Genomic DNA, 17,872 nt, shown 5'->3' on the forward strand with positions numbered 1-17,872 from the left:
CCGGAACCGAACCAGAGCCGCCGCGGGACTGTTTCATCTTTCCCCAAATATGTCGGGGGAGTCTCCGCAGGAGACGGGGGCAGAGCCCCCCCAGCCACGCTTTCCGCCCGGCGTCACAGGGCCCGAACGCGCCCAATCCTCAATCCCGGCCCCCAGGTTCAGGTCGGCCCCAGCCCTTGCCGGCACAGGACGCGGCTCTCCAGCCCTCAATGCTTGTAGAAGACGAAGGTCCGGTCGGCATCGTCCAGAAGGTCGCTCCAGTCCCGCTCCTCCTCCTCGGGGATCAGCCCGTGCCGCTGCAGCATCTCCTTCACGCCATCCCGTCCCTGGGCGCCCTCCGGCATCAGCCGGTTCAGCTCTTCGCGCAGCAGGTCGCGCATGGTCTCGACGATCTCGCGCCGATGCGCTTCCAGCGCGGCCTCCAGGTTGGCCTGAGCCACCCGCCCCCCGGCTTCCAGCGCCCGCAGGATCAGCGATTTCAGCATGTCGCGGTTCAGCTCGTCCTTGGCCTTGTAGTCGATGCAGCCATCCTTCATGGCCTGCACCGCAACGTCCAGCCGCGCCTCGCCGCTGATCATCACCACCGGCGAATCCGCGCTGCGCCCGACCGAACGCAACAGATGCTGCGCCGCAAGCCCGTCGCCGTCGGGCAGCAGGTAGTCGATGAAGACCAGGTGATAATGCCGCTCTTCCAGGGCACGACGGAACTCCGTCATGTCGGCGGCGATCGTCACCCGCACCGGCAGATCGACCGACCGGCATTCCCGTTGCAGGGTCATGGCGTCGAAGCGGCTGTCGTCCAGTACCAGAACCTCGATCGTCGTCGCCTCCGGTTCCTCGGCCCGGGGCGCGACATCGGGAAAGCGCACCGGCTGCTCGCCCTTGGGAACCGGTTCGGTTTGCACATCCATCTGCCATCCTCCTGTGAACGGACATGCGCTGCGACATGCATGCCGAGGCAAAGGATCCGCCCCGAGCCTTGCCAGCTCCTTAACAAGCTCTTTCGAAACGCTCCGCATTTTAGCTGCTTTCCCGCAGCGCCGCCCGCTGTCGTAAAACCCCTGTTCACCGTTTCCGGGTCAGCCTGCCGCCATGCCGATGCCCGATCTTCCCACCGACAGCCCGCCGCCCACGCCGTCCAGCCCGGACAGCGCGCTGGAGGAATTCCTCTACATCGTCACCCATGACCTGCGCGCCGGATTCCGCGCCTTCGACACCATCCCCGACTGGATCAGGGAGGATATGGGCCCGCTGCCGGCAGAACGCCGCGCCCTGGTCGAGGGGCATCTCGACATGCTCAAGACCCAGGCGAAGCGCTGCAACCGGATGCTGCTGGACCTGCGCGACTATTCCCGCATCGGGCGGATGGCCGATCCGCCAGAGGATCACCCCGTCGCCGCCCTGCTGGAGGCTGCCGAACAGCGGGTGCCCCTGCCCGACGGGTTCACCCTGGCACTGCATGGCGACGGCGTCCTGACCGGCCCCGCGAACGAGCTGACCCAGCTTTTCGCGGCGCTGCTCTCCAACAGTCTCAAGCATCACGACCGCGCCCATGGCCAGATCAGCGTGACCGTCAGCGGCGCCGGGCCGCGGCGCCGGGTGGTCTTTGCCGATGACGGGCCGGGAATCCCCGCGCGCTTGCGCGAGGCGGTGTTCATCCCGCTGCGGACCCTGCGCCCGCGCGACGACTGCGAGGGCTCGGGCATGGGGCTGACCATTGCCCGCAAGATCGTCCAGCGCCTGGGCGGAGAGATCGAGGTGCTGGATGGCGGCGATGCCCGGGGCGCCACTCTGGTGTTCACCCTGCCCGGCCACGCGACGCCGCGGATCAACTGACCTGCGCCGCCCCCCGAACCGACCGTTCCGGTGCGGTCCCGGGCCGGCATCTTCCGGGCCAGTACTTTCCGGGCCAAAAGCTTCCGGGCCAATACCTTCCGGGCCAATACCTTCCGGGCCAATACCTTCCGGCACAGTATAGCTTCCCAGGCGGCGCCCCCCGCCAGGCCGCCCCCTGCGACACGCCCGCCACGGCACGCCCCCGCACCGCCACCGCCCCTTGGCCTCGGACCGCCTCCGGCCTATAAGCCCGGCATCCCGCATCGGAGGCAGACATGCGCAGCGCCCAGATCACCCGGACCACGGCCGAGACCGACATCAACGTGGCCATCGAGCTTGACGGCACCGGCAGCTACGACTGCCGCACCGGCGTCGGCTTCTTCGACCACATGCTGGACCAGCTGGCGCGCCATTCGCTGATCGACATCACGGTGACCTGCAAGGGCGACCTGCATATTGACGACCACCACACGGTCGAGGACGTGGGCATTGCGCTTGGCCAGGCGCTGACAAAGGCGCTTGGCGACAAGCGCGGCATCCGCCGCTACGGCGATTGCCACCTGGCGATGGACGACAGCCTGGTGCGCGCCGCGCTCGACCTTTCGGCGCGGCCCTTCCTGGTCTGGAACGTCGATTTCCCCACCCAGAAGATCGGCACCTTCGACACCGAGCTGGTGCGTGAATTCTTCCAGGCCTTCTCGACCCATGGCGGGATCACCCTGCATGTCGACAAGCTGCACGGGATCAATTCGCACCACATCGCCGAGGCCGCCTTCAAGGCTGTCGCGCGCGCCCTGCGCAACGCCGTGGAAACCGATCCGCGCAAGGCCGATGCCATTCCGTCCACCAAGGGTGCGCTCTGAGAGCGCCCGAAAGGAGGCCCCGATGCTGACCGTCCTCATCGATTACGAGAGCGGCAACCTGCACTCTGCCGCCAAGGCCTTCCAGCGCATGGCGCAGGAGGTCGACGCCGGCGAGGTGATCGTTTCGTCCAAGGCCGAGGACGTGGCGCGTGCCGACCGCATCGTGCTGCCGGGCGACGGCGCCTTCCCGGCCTGCCGCCAGGCGCTGGCCGGGGCGGGCGAAGGCTCTGTCCTGGAAGCGCTGAGCGAGGCCGTCGAAGTCCGTGGCCGCCCCTTCCTCGGCATCTGCGTCGGCATGCAGCTGATGGCGAAGACCGGCTTCGAATATGAAGAGACCCCGGGCCTGGGCTGGATCGACGGAGAAGTCCACCGGATCACCCCGGCGGACCCGTCCTTCAAGGTGCCGCACATGGGCTGGAACGACCTGGTGATCGACACGCCGCACCCGGTGCTGGCGGGGATCGAGACCGGGCAGCACGCCTATTTCGTGCACTCCTACCACATGCAGGTGGCGACCCCGTCGCAGCTGCTGGCCCATGTGGACTACGGCCATCCGGTGACCGCCATCGTCGGGCGCGACACCATGATCGGCACCCAGTTCCACCCCGAGAAAAGCCAGGCCACCGGCCTGCGGCTGATCGCCAACTTCCTGACCTGGAAGCCGTAACCCCCCTTTGGCGGTGCCTCAGCGCAGGCGCCGCCAGACCTGCAGGTCGCACAGCATCGGGTTCACGCAGCCCTGCACCTGCAACACATCCCCCTGAAGCAGCATCTCGGCCGAAACCGTCTGGTCGATCCCCGGCACCCAGACCATCCCGCTGTAATAGGCCGGGGCCGTCGGCTGCATCCCCCAGGCGATGCGCGTGCCCACGGCGTCGCTGGGCACCACGCGCCCCTGCGGATCCAGCAGCGCCGCCACCGTGCCGCAATAGGCCGGGCCGCAGGGCTGGATCATCACCCGTCCCCGCATTCCGTTCGGCGCGGGCGGCGACAACCACATCCCCACCAGCGGATCCTCGTATGGCGCCTGCGCCGCGACCGGCGCCGCCAGAAGCATTGCCCCCAGCATCAGCGCCGCCTGTCCTGCCCGTCGGAACATCCTTGCCTCCCGTCCCGTTCGGACACCAGCCTAGCACCGAAACGGCACCGCATCACCTGTCTGGCCGGTCGAACACCGGCAGGAGATTGCATTCCCGGCCCATGCGTGCAAAAGCCCGCCCATCCCCGCCCGGTTCTCGTGAAAGGAAATCCGATGATCCTCTACCCCGCCATCGACCTCAAGGACGGCCAGGCCGTGCGCCTGTTCAAGGGCGACATGGAGAAGGCCACGGTCTTCAACGACGACCCGGCGGCGCAGGCCATGGAATTCGTCGAGGCGGGCTGCGAATGGCTGCACCTGGTGGACCTGAACGGCGCCTTCGCCGGTGCCCCCGTGAACGCCGCCCCGGTCGAGGAAATCCTGAAGCGCACCAAGGTGCCCGCCCAGCTGGGCGGCGGCATCCGCGACATGAAGACGATCGAGACCTGGCTGTCGAAGGGCCTGGCGCGCGTCATCCTGGGCACCGTCGCGGTCGAGAACCCCGCGCTGGTGCGCGAGGCGGCAAGGGCCTTCCCCGGCAAGGTCGCCGTCGGCATCGACGCCCGCAACGGCCGCGTCGCCACCAAGGGCTGGGCGACCGAGACCGACGTCATGGTCACCGACCTAGCGCGCAGCTTCGAGGACGCGGGCGTTGCCGCGATCATCTACACCGACATCAACCGCGACGGCGCCATGCAGGGCCCCAATGTCGAGGCAACGGCGGATCTGGCCAATGCCGTCTCGATCCCGGTGATCGCCTCGGGCGGGGTGTCCTCGGTTGCCGATCTGAAGGCTCTGAAGGACTGCGGCGCACCGCTCAACGGCGCGATCTCGGGCCGGGCGCTTTATGACGGGGCGATCGACCTGAAAGAGGCGCTCTCGGTCCTGAAGGGCTGATCCCGGGTGTGACCCCGGGTCGCATGGCCAGCCCGCGCGATTGCGCAAGGATGCGCCATGCCGCTTCGGGAGGTCGCCATGCCCCGCATCTTCACCGCAGCCCTGCCCGCCTGGGCTGCGGTCCATGATCTGACCCGCAGGGGCGATTTCCTCGACTGCTATGCCGCCGTCTCGGACATGCCGGCGCCCGAGGCGATGCGCCTCGGCCTCGCGATGCCGGGCTGGGCCATGGCGCTGCTGCGGTTGCGCAATGCGCTGGTTGCCCCCTTCGGCCTGCGCACCGAAGCGCCCGCAGGCCCCAGCTTCGGCCTGTTCCCGATCCTGAAGGACACCCCGCAGGAGGTGCTTCTGGGCTTTGACGACAGTCACCTGAATTTCCGCATCACCGTGCTGTCGCAGGCGGGCCGCATCTACCTGTCGACCTGGATGCATCCCCACAACCGCTACGGGCGCGCCTATCTGGCGCTGGTGATGCCCTTCCACGTGCTGATCGTGAAGGACAGCCTGCGCCGCATCGCCCGGGGCCCGTCGCACGTTGCATCCGGGCGCGGGGCCTCTTAAGGGAAGGCCATACCGTTTTCCGGAGGCCGCCCATGCTGAAGACCCGCATTATCCCCTGCCTCGACGTGGCCGATGGCCGCGTGGTCAAGGGCGTCAACTTCGTCGATCTGCGCGATGCCGGCGATCCCGTCGATGCCGCCCGCGCCTATGACGCCGCCGGCGCCGACGAGCTGTGCTTCCTCGACATCCATGCCACCCATGAAAACCGCGGCACCATGTTCGACGTGGTGACCCGCACGGCCGAGCAATGCTACATCCCGCTGACCGTGGGCGGGGGCGTGCGTACCGTGCAGGACGTGCGCAACCTGCTGCTGGCGGGCGCCGACAAGGTGTCGTTCAACTCGGCCGCCGTGGCCGATCCGGACGTGATCGCGCGCGCCGCGGATCATTTCGGCAGCCAGTGCATCGTCTGCGCCATCGACGCCAAGACCGTCGCGCCGGGCAAATGGGAGATCTTCACCCATGGCGGGCGCAAGCCCACCGGCATCGACGCCGTGGAATTCGCGCGTCTGGTCGCCGCCAAGGGCGCCGGGGAAATCCTGCTGACCTCGATGGACCGCGACGGCACGCGCGCGGGCTTCAACCTGCCGCTGACGCGGGCGATTTCCGATGCGGTCGAAGTGCCGGTCATCGCCTCGGGCGGGGTCGGCAACCTGGATCACCTGGTCGAAGGGGTGACGGAGGGCGGCGCCTCGGCGGTGCTGGCGGCCTCGATCTTCCACTTCGGCGATTACACCATCCGCGAGGCCAAGGAACACATGGCCGCCGCGGGCATCCCCATGAGGCTGCAATGAGCGATACCCTCTCCCGTCTCTATGCGACGATCGAAAGCCGCAAGGGCGCGTCCCCGGACAGTTCCTGGACCGCCAAGCTGCTGTCCAAGGGCCCCGAGAAATGCGCCGAGAAATTCGGCGAGGAGGCCGTCGAGGCGATCATCGAGGCCGTGCGCAACGACCCCGAGAAGCTGGCCTCGGAATGCGCCGATGCGCTTTATCACATGCTGGTCATGCTGGCGGCGCGCGACGTGCCGCTCTCGGCGGTGATGGACGTTCTGGAAGCGCGCGAGGGCACCTCGGGCATCGCCGAAAAGGCCGCCCGCCCCAAGGGCTGAGGGCCTAGCCCTCGTAAAGCTCCAGCGGCAGGCCGTCGGGATCGGCGAAGAAGGTGAAGCGCCGCCCGGTGTATTCATCGGTGCGGATCTCCTCCACGGCGATCCCCTGCCCCTCCAGCACCTGCTTTGCCGCCGCCACGTCGGCCACGGCGAAGCAGAGGTGCCGCAGCCCCTGTGCCTCGGGGTGCGACAGGCGCGGCGGTGCGCCGGGAAAGCTGAACAGCTCGATCTGGCCGCCATCGGGCAGCGCCAGGTCCAGCTTCCAGCTGTCCCGCGCCGCCCGGAAGTTTTCAGCCAGCACCTCCAGCCCGAGGACCTTCGTGTAGAAGGCCTTCGAGACCGGATAATCGCTGCAGATCACCGCGACATGGTGGATTTTGCGAAGCCCGATCACATCCCGTGCTCGTGCTCGTGTTCCTCCACGCGGTCGGCATAGCGGATGTGCCCCGGACCCGAGGCGCGCAGCCCGGGCTCCGGATCGCGGCCCGTCAGGCGGGCATGTTCCACGATGGCGAAGCGGTCGGTCATGCCGCTGATGTAGTCGCAGACGATCCGCGCCAGCTTCAGCTCATCATCGCCGACTTCCTCCACGTCCTTGCGCCATTGCTTCGGCAGCCGGTCGGGATGTTCCATGAACAGCGGGAACAGTTCCTTCACGATGTCGGTGACCTTCTTGCGCATGGTGACGACCTCGGGGGCGCGGTACATGCGGTGGAACAGGAATTCCCGGATCACCTTCAGATCGGCCCAGACCATCGGCGAGAACTGCACCATCATGCGTCCGGCATTGCGCACATCGGTGACGCTTTGCGGGTTCAGCGCCTTCAGGTTGGCCTGGCTGACGTCGATCACGTCGCTGACCAGCACGCCGAAGAAGCGCCGCAGCGCCTCGTGCCGGCGACGGTAGTAGTTCAGCCCGGGGTAAAGACCGTCCACTTCCGCGAAACAATCCTGGAGGATCGGCAGCTCCGACAGCTCATCGGTCGAGAACAGCTCGGCGCGCAGCCCGTCATGCAGATCGTGGTTGTTATAGGCGATGTCATCCGACAGCGCCGCAACCTGCGCCTCGGCGCTGGCGTGGGTCGACAGCTCCAGATCGTGGTGGGCATTGTAATCGGCCAGGGCATAGGGGATGCGCCCGGTGACCGGGCCATTGTGCTTGGCGATACCCTCCAGCGTCTCCCAGGTCAGGTTCAGCCCGTCCCATTCGGCATAGGTCCGTTCCAGCGATGTGACGATGCGGATCGCCTGGGCATTGTGGTCGAACCCGCCATAGGGCGCCATGAGTTCATGCAGCGCGTCTTCGCCGGTATGGCCGAAGGGCGGGTGTCCCAGGTCATGGGCCAGCGCCACGGCCTCGGTCAGTTCCTGATTCAGACCAAGCGCGCCGGCAATCGTGCGCGCCACCTGGCCGACCTCGATGGAATGGGTCAGGCGGGTGCGGAAATAGTCACCCTCGTGCTCAATGAAAACCTGGGTTTTATGTTTCAGGCGCCGGAACGCCGAGGCATGGATGATGCGGTCGCGATCCCTTTGAAAACAGGAGCGGAATGCGCTTTCCTCTTCCGGGTAGAGACGGCCGCGCGATTGCGCGGGGTCGGAGGCATAAATGGCTCTCATCATGGGTGTCCCTTCGGCTTCTTGTCGCTTTTTTCCACAATCCATATATTGCGGGAAGACGACATGCAAAATGTCAGGAGAAATTCATGAACCTGCCCCCCATCGTAACCGACCGCGCCTTCGCCCGCCTTGCCGAGATTGACGCAGGCGAAAAGGCCCTGCGCGTCGCCGTCGAGGGCGGCGGCTGCTCGGGGTTCCAGTACGACATCCGCCTTGACGACGTGTCCGAGGACGACCTGGTCCTTGAAGGCCAGGGCCAGAAGGTCGTCGTGGACAGCGTGTCCCTGCCCTTCCTGGCCGGCGCCACCATCGACTTCACCGAAGAGCTGATCGGCGCCCGCTTCGTCATCGAGAACCCCAACGCCACGTCGTCCTGCGGCTGCGGCACCTCCTTCTCGATGTGAGCGAGTCCGACCGCCTTCATCGCCAGCGCCTCGTGGACGAGGCGCTGGCGCATCAGCGGCTGGCGGGCATTGTTCCAGATCAGGAAACGATTGCCGCGCTGAATGCCTATGTCGCCGGGGATCTGCCCCTGGCTGCGGTGCTGGCCGACCTCCAGGCCCGCTATCCCAGCCGCTAGGCCCGAGCGAAGGGATGGCCGGGCCATTACCGGGGGTCCTGCGGGGCGGTTTCAACAAGATCGCCCTTGCCGAACCGCCCCGCACTATTTTCGCATCGCGGTGAAACTCCGGCGCATTCCCTGCGTTGTTCCATACGGAAACGGGGCGGTGGTCACCAGTGGTGTGTTTCGCAGGTCCCGAGTTTTGACGAGTTGCGTCCCGTTTCCTCCGCCCGCGTCGCAGCGGGTCGCCAAGGAAGCCCTTGCGCCCACCCCCTGCCCCGGTGTGAATGGGGCCCTGACGGCAGCAGCAGCGCAAGGGGCCCCCGCATGAAGATCGCGACCTTCAACATCAACGGTATCAAGGCCCGGGTGAATGCGCTCTCGGACTGGCTGGATGAAGCCCAGCCCGATGTCGCCGTCCTGCAGGAAATCAAGTCGGTCGACGAGGCCTTCCCGCGCGAGCTTTTCGAGGAGAAGGGTTACCAGGTGGAGACCCACGGGCAAAAAAGCTTCAACGGCGTGGCGATCCTGTCGAAACTGCCGCTGGAGGACATCTCGCGCGGGCTGCCCGGGGACGAAAGCGACGAACAGGCGCGCTACATCGAGGCGACGGTGATCGGCGCGAAGAACGCGCTGCGCATCTGCGGCCTCTACCTGCCGAACGGCAACCCGGTGGAGCTGGATGAGGCGGGCCGCCCGGTCGAGGGCGGCAAGTACGCCTACAAGCTGGCCTGGATGGAACGCCTTAAGGCGCGCGCCGAGGAACTGATGGCCGAGGAGGAACCGGCGGTCTTCCTGGGCGACTACAACATCATCCCCCAGGAAGAGGACGCGGCGAACCCGAAGAAATGGCGCGAGGATGCGCTGTTCCGTCCCGAAAGCCGCGCCGCCTATCGCCGGATCCTGAACCTTGGCTACACGGAAATCTTCCGCACCCGCTTTGCCGCGCCCGGTCACTATACCTTCTGGGATTATCAGGCCGGCGCCTGGCAGAAGAACGACGGCATCCGCATCGACCACATGCTGATGACCCCGCAATGCGCGGATCTGGTTACCGATTGCGGCATCGACGCCGGCATTCGCGGCCGCGAGAAACCCTCGGATCACGTGCCGCTCTGGGCCGAGATCGACCTCTGATCAGGCGAGCCTTTCGCCGCCGGTGACATCCTCGGCATAGAGCCAGTCGAACTGGTGCAGGATGCGATCGGCGGCCAGCCGGTCGCCGACCCGCAGCAGGGTATGGGCGGCCAGCCGCAGCGGCGGGAAGCGCAGGTGGTATTTCCAGGCATTGCGGTTGGCGGCCGAGATGGCGCGCTGCACCCGCGGACGCCGCCGTTCCTGGTAGCGCGCCAGCGCCTGGCCCAGCTCTGCGCCCGCAGCCAGTTCGGCGGCCAGCACCCAGGCATCCTCCAACGCAAGATTGGCACCCTGCGCCATGAAAGGCAGCGTGGGATGGGCCGCATCGCCCAGCAGCGCGCTGTGGCCCTGCACCCATTGCGGCGCCACCGGGTGGCGGTGCAATCCCCAAAGGTGCACCGTCCCGACCCGCTCCAGCAGGCCGCGCACCTCGGGGCAGAAGCCCGCGAAAGCCGCGCGCAGGGTTTCGGGACGATCCTCGTGCGACCAGGAATCGGGGGCCCAGGCGCGGCGCTCTTCCACCGCGACGATGTTGCGCATCCGCCCGCCGCGCAGCGGGTAGGTCACCAGGTGGCGACCGGGCCCCATGTAGATGCGCGCCTCGGCGGGAATGCGTTCACCGGGGGCCGCCGGCAGCACCGCGCGCCAGGCGACCTGGCCGGTGAACTGCGGCTTCGCCTCGCCCAGGATGGCGGCGCGCAGCCGCGAATGCAGGCCGTCGGCGCCGATCACCAGATCGGGCCGCATGACCGAGGAATTGCAGATCCGGATCACCGGTTCGGCGCCGGTCTGGACCTCGTCCACCCGTTGCAGCAGGCGGATCTTGACGCCGGCGGACCGTGCCGCCCCCGCCAGGGCATCGACCAGATCGGCCCGGTGACAGAAGAAATAGCCCTGATCGGGCCCCAGCCGCCCCAGGTCCATGCGCAGCACCCCCTGGCCGGCATGATCCTTCAGGCAGACCGCCTCGGCGCGCTGGCCGATGGCCGCGGGATCCAGCCCCAGCCCGCGCAGCACCGCCGCGCCGTTCGGGCTGATCTGAAGCCCCGCCCCGACCTCGCGGATCGCCTCGGCCTGTTCCAGTACCGTGACATCGGCGCCGCGCAGCGCCAGGGCACGTGCCGCGGCAAGGCCACCGATTCCGGCACCGATGACGGTGATTTTCGATGTTTCCAGATCCAAGGGGCACTCCTGACCGCCCCGGTACGCCGGCACGGTCCCCCGACCGCTCCGAAACCGGGTGGCGCAGATATGGACCTGCAAGTGCCCGCTTTGCAAGCAGGAACGCCGGAGCAAAGCCCCGGCGCGCCAAAGTTTGATCTCCCTCCCAAGGGGCCTGTCAGTCGTCCCGGTGCACGCGTTCGCGGCGTTCGTGACGTTCCTGGGCTTCCAGGCTCATGGTCGCGATCGGACGGGCATCCAGCCGTTTCAGGCTGATCGGCTCTCCGGTCACTTCACAATAGCCATATTCCCCCTCGTCGATGCGGCGCAGTGCGGCATCGATCTTGGCGACAAGCTTGCGCTGACGGTCCCGGGTGCGCAGTTCCAGGGCACGGTCGGTCTCCTCGCTGGCCCTGTCGGCAATGTCGGGAATGTTGCGGGTGGAATCCTTCATGCCCTCGATCGTGTCGCGCGAGTCCTCCAGAATCTCCTCTTTCCAGGTGAGAAGCTTGCGGCGGAAGTACTCGAGCTGCCGGTCGTTCATGAACGGCTCATCCTCGGCAGGGCGGTAATCGTCTTCAAGGAAAGTTTCTGCTTTCATCACAGGCTCCCAAACTAGTCCTTGGCCCGGGATGCTCATGCTACATGCACTTGCCTTGCCGGGCGGCAGGGTCCCCTGAGGGTGGGAATTAACGGGTTCCCCTTACGATGTCACTACACAATAACCGCCTCCGCCATGTGGAATTGCCTTCTGGCTGGGCAGATGCTCAACCACGGGGCACTCTCCCGCAGATGTGACGGCCACCACCGGAAACCTAATGTTTCAAGGGCCGGAATGTCCCCAGACCGCTATCCGGACTACCCACCACAACCGAAGGAAGAGCGACTGGAGTCATTAAACGTTTCATGAATTTGGTGACTGTCCTGTTAATCAAACTGCTGAAAAACGAGGCTTAATGCCGGATCGCCCCGCGACGGAGAGGGGGCTGGACAAGCCGGCGGCCGCCACTTACCCCCAAGGGGTCCCCGGCGACCGGCCCCGCGCGGGTCCCGCCCCCAGCGGAGAACTCCATGACCCTCAGTTTCGAAGGCACCCAGAGCTACATCGCGACCGAGGACCTCTCGGTAGCGGTCAATGCCGCGATCACCCTGGAGCGCCCCCTCCTGGTGAAGGGCGAACCCGGCACCGGCAAGACCGAGCTGGCGCGCCAGGTGGCCCAGGCACTGGACCTGCCGATGATCGAATGGACCATCAAGTCGACCACCCGCGCCCAGCAGGGACTTTATGAATACGATGCCGTATCGCGGCTGCGCGACAGCCAGCTGGGCGAGGAAGGCGTGCACGATGTCGCCAATTACATCCGCAAGGGCAAGCTTTGGCAGGCCTTCGAGGCCGAGGGCCGCGTCGTCCTGCTGATCGACGAGATCGACAAGGCCGACATCGAATTCCCCAACGACCTCCTTCAAGAGCTCGACCGTATGGAATTCCACGTCTACGAGACCGGAGAGATGGTGCGCGCCCGCCAGCGCCCGATCGTCATCATCACCTCCAACAACGAGAAGGAGCTGCCCGACGCCTTCCTGCGCCGCTGCTTCTTCCACTACATCCGCTTTCCCGACATCGACACGATGCGCGCCATCGTCGCGGCCCATCACCCCGGCATCAAAGCCGAGCTGCTGAGCGCTGCGCTGACCCAGTTCTACGAGCTGCGCGAAACCCCCGGGCTGAAGAAGAAGCCCTCCACCTCGGAAGTGCTGGACTGGCTGAAGCTGCTGCTGGCCGAGGACCTGAGCCCCGAGGACCTGAAGCGCGACGGCGCCAACGCGCTGCCAAAGCTGCACGGGGCGCTGCTGAAGAACGAACAGGACGTGCACCTGTTCGAACGGCTGGCCTTCATGGCACGCAATCCGCGCGGACGCTGAACGAAGGGGCTTGGCCCGCCGCCGTCGGGCCGATACTCCTGTCACAAGATCCAAGGCGGCCCGAGACCGCGGTTCCGAGGAGGCAGGCCCGTGAAGGCAACCCCATGTGGCAACAGGGATTTCCCGCTCCGCGCCGCGGCCCGGCGGCCTTTTGGCCGGGCGTTTCTGCTGGCCGGGCTGCTGCTGGCGGGCTGTGCCCGGGCACCGGCTCCGGTGCCCCTGCTGCCGCCCGCCACCGCCCTGCGCCCCGTCGCCCCCGACCCCGACCACCTGGCCCTGCCGCCGATGCAGCTGTTCGGCGCCGTCAGCCCGGTGGCCCCGAAGATCTCCAACATCGACCTGGCGCGGGATGTGCTGGACCTGACGATGCAGCTGGAATCGGGACGCACCCTGCCCCGCTTCACCCGCTTCGAAGGGCCGATCCGGATCTCCCTCAAGGGGCCCGAACCGCCGACGCTGCGCCATGACCTGGCGCAGGTGATCGACCGGCTGCGCCGGGAGGCCGGGCTGGACATCGCCCTGCAGCCCGACGGACAGATCGGCAATATCGTCATCCAGACCGTCCCCGAGGCCGAGATCCGCCGCCAGCTGCCGGGCGCCGCCTGCTTCGTCGTGCCCGGCATCGCCGACCTCTCGCAGTACCGCGCCGCGCAGCGCCAGGGCCTGACCGACTGGGCCAGCCTGGACGAGCGCCGCAACCTGGCCATCATCGTGCCCGCCAACCAGCCCCCGCAGGAACTGCGCGACTGCCTGAACGAGGAGCTGGCCCAGTCGCTCGGGCCACTCGACGATCTTTACCGGCTGCCCGACAGCACCTTCAACGACGACAATATCCATTCGATCCTGACCGGCTTCGACATGCTGGTGCTGCGGGTCACATACGCCCCCGAATTGCACAGCGGCATGACCCGGGACGAGGTCGGCGCCGCCCTGCCCGCGATCCTGTCGCGCCTCAACCCCGAGGGCGACCGGCTGCCGGCCCGCAACACCCCCGCCAGCCCGCCGGAATGGCGCGCGGCGATCTCGGAGGCGCTGGCCGAGGGCAGCAGCAGCAGCGGGCGCCGCCGCGCCGCCCAGCGTGCGGTCGAGATCGCCGAGGCCGCCGGCTGGCAGGACACCCGAATGGCCTTCGCCTATTTCACCCGCGCCCGGCTGGAACAGGACCGCGACCCCGAGGGCGCGCTGCGCGACCTGAGCCGCGCCCACAGGCTTTATGCCAGCCTGCCCGACACCCGCCTGCACGAGGCCACGACCGCGACGCAACTGGCTGTCTTCGCACTGGCCTCGGGCGATCCGGAGGCGGCGCTGGCGCTGCTGAAGGGCCGCGACGCGGTGGCGCTGCGCTACCAGAACGCCGCCCTGCTGTCCTCGGTGCTGATGCTTCAGGGCCGGGCCGAGATCCTGCTGGGCCGCACCGATGCCGGCAAGGCGCTGATCCGCAAGAGCCTGGGCTGGGGGCTGTACGGGTTCGGCAGCGCCGAGGCGGTGCAGGCGCAGCTGACCCAGGTCGAGGGGATGGGTCAGGGCCTGGAGGACAGCGCCGCCGCCCTCGCACCCGACACCGTCACCACCGCGCAGGCCGTTCCGGCGGCCCTTCCCACCGGCCCGGCCCCGGGCTGAGACCATTGAACCGCAAGGGAGAACCGCCATGCTGGCACTGGCAGGTCTGATCATCGGCGCGCTTTTCGGCGGGCTGCGCGCCCGCAGGCGCGGCGGCGACCGGCGCGACATCTGGCAATATGCCATCGTCCATGCGATGCTCTTTGCACTGGTGGGGCTGTTCCTCTCCATCCTGCTGACCCGCGCCCTCGGCTGAGGGGCCGCGCGACACGAGGGATCCCGATGTTCCTGCCCTTCTTCGAGAACCTCCGCCGGCACGGCGTTAAGGTGTCGATCCGCGAATTCCTGACCTTTCTGGAGGCGCTGAAGGCGGGGCTGGTGACCTATGACCCGGAGGGGTTCTACTACCTGGCCCGCGCCACGCTGGTGAAGGACGAGCGGTTGATCGACCGTTTCGACCAGGCCTTCGCCGCCAGTTTCGAGGGCCTCGACGCGATCCCCCCCGAAGCGGTGATGAACGCGGTCGAGATCCCCGCCGACTGGCTGCGTTCCATGACCGAACGCCACCTGAGCGAAGAGGAAAAGGCCCAGATCGAGGCGCTTGGCGGTTTCGAGAAGCTGATGGAAACCCTGCGCGACCGCCTAGCCGAGCAGAAGGGCCGCCACCAGGGCGGCAACAAGTGGGTGGGCACCGGGGGCACCTCTCCCTTCGGGGCCGAGGGCTACAACCCCGAGGGCGTGCGCATCGGCCAGGACCGTTCCCGCCATCGCCGTGCCGTCAAGGTCTGGGACCGGCGCGAGTTCCGCAACCTCGACGACGGGGTGGAGCTGGGCACCCGCAACATCAAGGTGGCGCTGAAACGGCTGCGCCGCTGGGTGCGCGAGGGCGCGGCGGACGAGCTGGACCTGGACGGCACGATCCGTTCCACGGCCGAGCACGGCTGGCTGGATGTCCAGACCCGGCCAGAACGGCGCAACGCGGTGAAGGTGCTGCTGTTCCTCGACGTGGGTGGTTCGATGGACGACCACGTGAAGGTGGTGGAGGAACTGTTTTCCGCCGCGCGGGGCGAGTTCAAGCACCTTGAGCATTTCTACTTCCACAACTGCCTCTACGAGGCGGTCTGGAAGGACAATGCCCGCCGCTGGGACGAGGTGATCCCGACCCGGGAGATCCTTCATCGCTACGGTCCCGACTACAAGTGCATCTTCGTGGGCGATGCCTCCATGTCCCCCTACGAGATCACCCAGCCCGGCGGCGCGAACGAGCACTGGAACCCCGAGGCGGGCCATGTCTGGCTGAACCGCGCGCGGGCGCAGTGGCCCTCGCATCTGTGGATCAACCCGGTGCCCGAGCGCTACTGGCAGTATACCCAGTCGATCGGCCTGATCCGCCAGATCTTCGAAGAGGCGATGGTGCCGATGACCCTCGACGGGCTGGACCGCGGGATGCGCGACCTGGTGCGCTGAGGGAACGGGCCCTGCCCGTCCGGCGTTCCCCTTCCCAAGGAAAGGAGACCGCCATGCCCAAGGACACGATCCCCGACCCCAAGATGCGCCCCCCCGGGGCCGAAATCCGTCGCCCCGACCGGTTCGACGCCTTTGCCCGCCTCGCGCAGCGCCACGCCGCCGAAGTCGCCCAGCACCGTCCCGGCCAGCTGACCGGCCAGGCCCGCCGCCTGCATGTTCGTGACACGATCATCGAGGACCACGCGCTGCGCATCGACAAGAAGGCCGAAGGCGCGACCGAGAAGTTCGCCAAGCTCGACGCCAGCCTGTTTTCCTTCTTTCGCGGCACTTCCCTGCTGTTTCACCGCGACATGGCCGGAGAGGATGCCGACATGCCCACCGTTCTGGGGCTGGGCGACGTGCATCCGGCGAATTTCGGCATCATGCCCAATGCCGACAACGTGCCGATCTTCGGCGTGAACGACTTTGACGACGTGATCTATGCGCCCTTCACCTGGGACCTCAAGCGCGGCACCGTGGGCTTTCTTCTGGCCGCAGAGGAGGACGGCGGGCTGAAGCCGAAGACGCGCCGCAAGGTGGCGAAGGCCTTCCTGAAGGGCTACCGGGACGGCATCGCCCATTTCGCCCGCCACGGCACCGAAGGGCGCACCGAGATCCGCGCGGACAACGCCCCGAAGATCCTGCGCGACCTTTTCGAGGACAGCCGCAAGAGCCGTCGGAAATGGCTTTCGAAACGCTACCTCGACGAGACCGGGCGCGGCTTCCGCGCCAATGAGGAACTGACGCCGCTGTCGCGTCACCGCGCGGAGTTCCAGAAGCTGGTCGACCAGCTGGCCCGGGCCAACGGGCTGAAGAAGGGCGGTCGGGCCGGTGCGCTGAAGGTCAAGGACGTCGCCCTGCGCCATGGCCAGGGCACCGCCTCGCTCGGCCTGCCGCGCTACTACGTGCTGCTGGAAGGCCCGGCGAAAGACGCCTCCGACGACCTGATCCTCGAATTCAAGCGCGCCCGCCGTTCGGCGCTGGACGGGCTGGTGCCGGTGCGCGCCTTCGATGCCGGAACGGAAGGCGACCGCATCGCCCATGGCCAGTCCGTGCACCTTGCCCGGGGCGATGTCTTCTACGGAGAGGTCACCATCGCGGGCGAAAGCTTCATGTCGCGCGAACGCGCCCCGTTCCGCAACGACATGGATCTGGGCGATCTCTCGAAGAAGGGCTGGAAGCGCTACGCCCATGCCTGCGGCACGGCGCTGGCGCTGGCCCATGCGCGCTCGGACGACGCGGGCCTGCTGGACTATGACATCGAACCGGCGATCCTTGAGGCGATGCAGCCCGGCGCGCTGTTTGTCGACGACCTGCTGTGCTTTGCCGAGGAGGCGGTGGCGCGGCTGCGCCGGGACCATGCCTGCTTCCGAAAGGACCTCGCCCTCGGGGCCTTCGACATGACGCGGAAACGGTATCGCTAGGCCGCGCATTCCGGCAGGATGGCCCGGCGGGCGGAACCCGTTCCCCGCCCGCCCCGTTGACCCCGGGGGGCAGGCCCGCTGCGGCATGGCCCCGAAAGACCCAAGGACACGCTCCAAGGAGAAGGAGATCGACATGATCAAGAAACGCGGTTCCGCCAAGTGGTCCGGCACCCTGACCGAGGGCAAGGGCCTGGTCTCGACCCAGTCGAAGGCGCTGGACGACCAGCCCTACGGCTTCCAGACCCGGTTCGAGGACAAGCCCGGCACCAACCCCGAAGAGCTGATCGGCGCGGCCCACGCCAGCTGCTTTTCCATGGCGCTGTCGATGATCCTGGGCCAGGCCGGCTTCACCCCCGACAGCATCGAGACGACGGCCACGGTGATGATGGACAAGGAGGACGGCGGCTTTGCCATCCAGAGCGTACACCTGGACGTGAAGGCCAGCGTGCCCGGCGCCACCGCCGAGGACTTCGCCAAGGCCGCCGGGGCGGCCAAGGCGGGCTGCCCGATCTCCAAGCTGCTGTCCTGCGAGATCACCATGGAGGCGGCGCTTCTGTAAGCCCCTGCGCGGGTGCACAGCCGCCCCCGCGACCTCTGCACGGCCCCGCGCCCGGTTTCCGCTTGGCGCGGGGC

At 67.5% G+C, this 17,872-nt stretch carries 22 protein-coding genes; 16 read left to right on the forward strand and 6 right to left on the reverse strand.

What is annotated here, in order from left to right; translation table 11 throughout:
• Positions 1-206 precede the first annotated feature (206 nt).
• Positions 207-911, reverse strand: coding sequence for a response regulator (locus KM176_RS00685; RefSeq protein ID WP_160891706.1), 705 nt, complete (start codon positions 909-911; stop codon positions 207-209).
• A gap of 187 nt (positions 912-1,098) precedes the next feature.
• Between KM176_RS00685 and KM176_RS00690 the strand changes: the two genes are divergently transcribed.
• The 3 genes from KM176_RS00690 (at position 1,099) to hisH (ending at position 3,366) form a co-directional block, all read left to right on the forward strand.
• Entirely contained in the window at positions 1,099-1,836 is a 738-nt protein-coding gene (locus KM176_RS00690) for a sensor histidine kinase (protein ID WP_160891708.1), read from the forward strand.
• A gap of 275 nt (positions 1,837-2,111) precedes the next feature.
• A complete protein-coding gene (gene hisB, locus KM176_RS00695) occupies positions 2,112-2,699 on the forward strand; it encodes an imidazoleglycerol-phosphate dehydratase HisB (RefSeq protein ID WP_160891710.1) in 588 nt (195 codons plus the stop codon).
• Positions 2,700-2,721: 22 nt separating this feature from the next.
• The gene (hisH, locus tag KM176_RS00700; protein WP_160891712.1) at positions 2,722-3,366 is read left to right on the forward strand and encodes an imidazole glycerol phosphate synthase subunit HisH; all 645 of its coding nucleotides are present in this window, start codon (positions 2,722-2,724) and stop codon (positions 3,364-3,366) included.
• A gap of 18 nt (positions 3,367-3,384) precedes the next feature.
• Here hisH and KM176_RS00705 read toward each other — a convergent pair whose 3' ends face one another.
• Positions 3,385-3,798 (reverse strand): DUF2147 domain-containing protein, encoded by a 414-nt coding sequence (locus KM176_RS00705; protein ID WP_160891714.1) that lies wholly within the window; start codon positions 3,796-3,798, stop codon positions 3,385-3,387.
• A gap of 153 nt (positions 3,799-3,951) precedes the next feature.
• On the opposite strand from KM176_RS00705, the gene hisA reads away from it, so the two are divergent.
• From hisA to KM176_RS00725, 4 genes are read left to right on the forward strand one after another with little or no spacing between them, the layout of a single operon-like run.
• Complete coding sequence (gene hisA, locus KM176_RS00710; protein ID WP_160891716.1) at positions 3,952-4,674, forward strand: 1-(5-phosphoribosyl)-5-[(5-phosphoribosylamino)methylideneamino]imidazole-4-carboxamide isomerase; 723 nt, start codon at positions 3,952-3,954, stop codon at positions 4,672-4,674.
• Positions 4,675-4,731: 57 nt separating this feature from the next.
• Positions 4,732-5,235 carry a DUF2867 domain-containing protein gene (locus KM176_RS00715; protein ID WP_236045122.1) on the forward strand — a complete coding sequence of 168 codons (504 nt, stop codon included), beginning with the start codon at positions 4,732-4,734 and terminating at the stop codon, positions 5,233-5,235.
• 32 nt (positions 5,236-5,267) lie between these two features.
• On the forward strand, positions 5,268-6,029 hold the full coding sequence (gene hisF, locus KM176_RS00720; RefSeq protein ID WP_160891718.1) for an imidazole glycerol phosphate synthase subunit HisF: 762 nt from the start codon (positions 5,268-5,270) through the stop codon (positions 6,027-6,029).
• Entirely contained in the window at positions 6,026-6,346 is a 321-nt protein-coding gene (locus KM176_RS00725) for a phosphoribosyl-ATP diphosphatase (RefSeq protein ID WP_160891720.1), read from the forward strand. The genes hisF and KM176_RS00725 overlap by 4 nt, the downstream gene beginning before the upstream one ends.
• Positions 6,347-6,350: 4 nt before the next feature.
• Here the strand turns inward: KM176_RS00725 and gloA2 are convergent, their stop codons facing one another.
• Positions 6,351-6,740, reverse strand: a complete 390-nt coding sequence (gene gloA2 / locus KM176_RS00730; protein ID WP_311136124.1) for an SMU1112c/YaeR family gloxylase I-like metalloprotein — start codon at positions 6,738-6,740, stop codon at positions 6,351-6,353.
• Complete coding sequence (locus KM176_RS00735) at positions 6,737-7,966, reverse strand: deoxyguanosinetriphosphate triphosphohydrolase (RefSeq protein WP_160892509.1); 1,230 nt, start codon at positions 7,964-7,966, stop codon at positions 6,737-6,739. The genes gloA2 and KM176_RS00735 overlap by 4 nt, the downstream gene beginning before the upstream one ends.
• Before the next feature lie 86 nt (positions 7,967-8,052).
• On the opposite strand from KM176_RS00735, the gene KM176_RS00740 reads away from it, so the two are divergent.
• The 3 genes from KM176_RS00740 to xth all read left to right on the forward strand — a co-directional run bounded on the left by KM176_RS00740 (position 8,053) and on the right by xth (position 9,665).
• Positions 8,053-8,370 carry a HesB/IscA family protein gene (locus tag KM176_RS00740; RefSeq protein WP_160891722.1) on the forward strand — a complete coding sequence of 106 codons (318 nt, stop codon included), beginning with the start codon at positions 8,053-8,055 and terminating at the stop codon, positions 8,368-8,370.
• The gene (locus tag KM176_RS25120; RefSeq protein ID WP_160891724.1) at positions 8,367-8,546 is read left to right on the forward strand and encodes an antitoxin VbhA family protein; all 180 of its coding nucleotides are present in this window, start codon (positions 8,367-8,369) and stop codon (positions 8,544-8,546) included. Before KM176_RS00740 ends, KM176_RS25120 begins: the two co-directional genes overlap by 4 nt.
• Before the next feature lie 309 nt (positions 8,547-8,855).
• Positions 8,856-9,665 carry an exodeoxyribonuclease III gene (gene xth / locus KM176_RS00750; RefSeq protein ID WP_160891726.1) on the forward strand — a complete coding sequence of 270 codons (810 nt, stop codon included), beginning with the start codon at positions 8,856-8,858 and terminating at the stop codon, positions 9,663-9,665.
• Here xth and KM176_RS00755 read toward each other — a convergent pair whose 3' ends face one another.
• The gene (locus tag KM176_RS00755) at positions 9,666-10,847 is read right to left on the reverse strand and encodes an FAD-dependent monooxygenase (protein WP_160891728.1); all 1,182 of its coding nucleotides are present in this window, start codon (positions 10,845-10,847) and stop codon (positions 9,666-9,668) included.
• Between the two features lie 157 nt (positions 10,848-11,004).
• Positions 11,005-11,427 carry an RNA polymerase-binding protein DksA gene (gene dksA / locus KM176_RS00760; RefSeq protein WP_160891730.1) on the reverse strand — a complete coding sequence of 141 codons (423 nt, stop codon included), beginning with the start codon at positions 11,425-11,427 and terminating at the stop codon, positions 11,005-11,007.
• 470 nt (positions 11,428-11,897) lie between these two features.
• On the opposite strand from dksA, the gene KM176_RS00765 reads away from it, so the two are divergent.
• The 6 genes from KM176_RS00765 to KM176_RS00790 all read left to right on the forward strand — a co-directional run bounded on the left by KM176_RS00765 (position 11,898) and on the right by KM176_RS00790 (position 17,798).
• A complete protein-coding gene (locus tag KM176_RS00765; RefSeq protein WP_160891732.1) occupies positions 11,898-12,749 on the forward strand; it encodes an AAA family ATPase in 852 nt (283 codons plus the stop codon).
• A 90-nt stretch (positions 12,750-12,839) separates the two neighbouring features.
• Positions 12,840-14,369, forward strand: a complete 1,530-nt coding sequence (locus KM176_RS00770) for a DUF2927 domain-containing protein (protein ID WP_311136125.1) — start codon at positions 12,840-12,842, stop codon at positions 14,367-14,369.
• A gap of 28 nt (positions 14,370-14,397) precedes the next feature.
• Positions 14,398-14,565: a hypothetical protein gene (locus tag KM176_RS00775; RefSeq protein WP_202397705.1), complete on the forward strand. Its 168-nt coding sequence runs from the start codon at positions 14,398-14,400 to the stop codon at positions 14,563-14,565.
• Between the two features lie 26 nt (positions 14,566-14,591).
• On the forward strand, positions 14,592-15,776 hold the full coding sequence (locus KM176_RS00780; RefSeq protein WP_160891734.1) for a vWA domain-containing protein: 1,185 nt from the start codon (positions 14,592-14,594) through the stop codon (positions 15,774-15,776).
• 53 nt (positions 15,777-15,829) lie between these two features.
• The gene (locus tag KM176_RS00785; protein WP_160891736.1) at positions 15,830-17,239 is read left to right on the forward strand and encodes a DUF2252 domain-containing protein; all 1,410 of its coding nucleotides are present in this window, start codon (positions 15,830-15,832) and stop codon (positions 17,237-17,239) included.
• A gap of 133 nt (positions 17,240-17,372) precedes the next feature.
• Positions 17,373-17,798: an OsmC family protein gene (locus KM176_RS00790; RefSeq protein WP_160891738.1), complete on the forward strand. Its 426-nt coding sequence runs from the start codon at positions 17,373-17,375 to the stop codon at positions 17,796-17,798.
• Positions 17,799-17,872 lie beyond the last annotated feature (74 nt).

The organism is Pseudooceanicola endophyticus (assembly GCF_018760365.1).
Taxonomy (GTDB): Bacteria; Pseudomonadota; Alphaproteobacteria; order Rhodobacterales; family Rhodobacteraceae; genus Pseudooceanicola; species Pseudooceanicola endophyticus.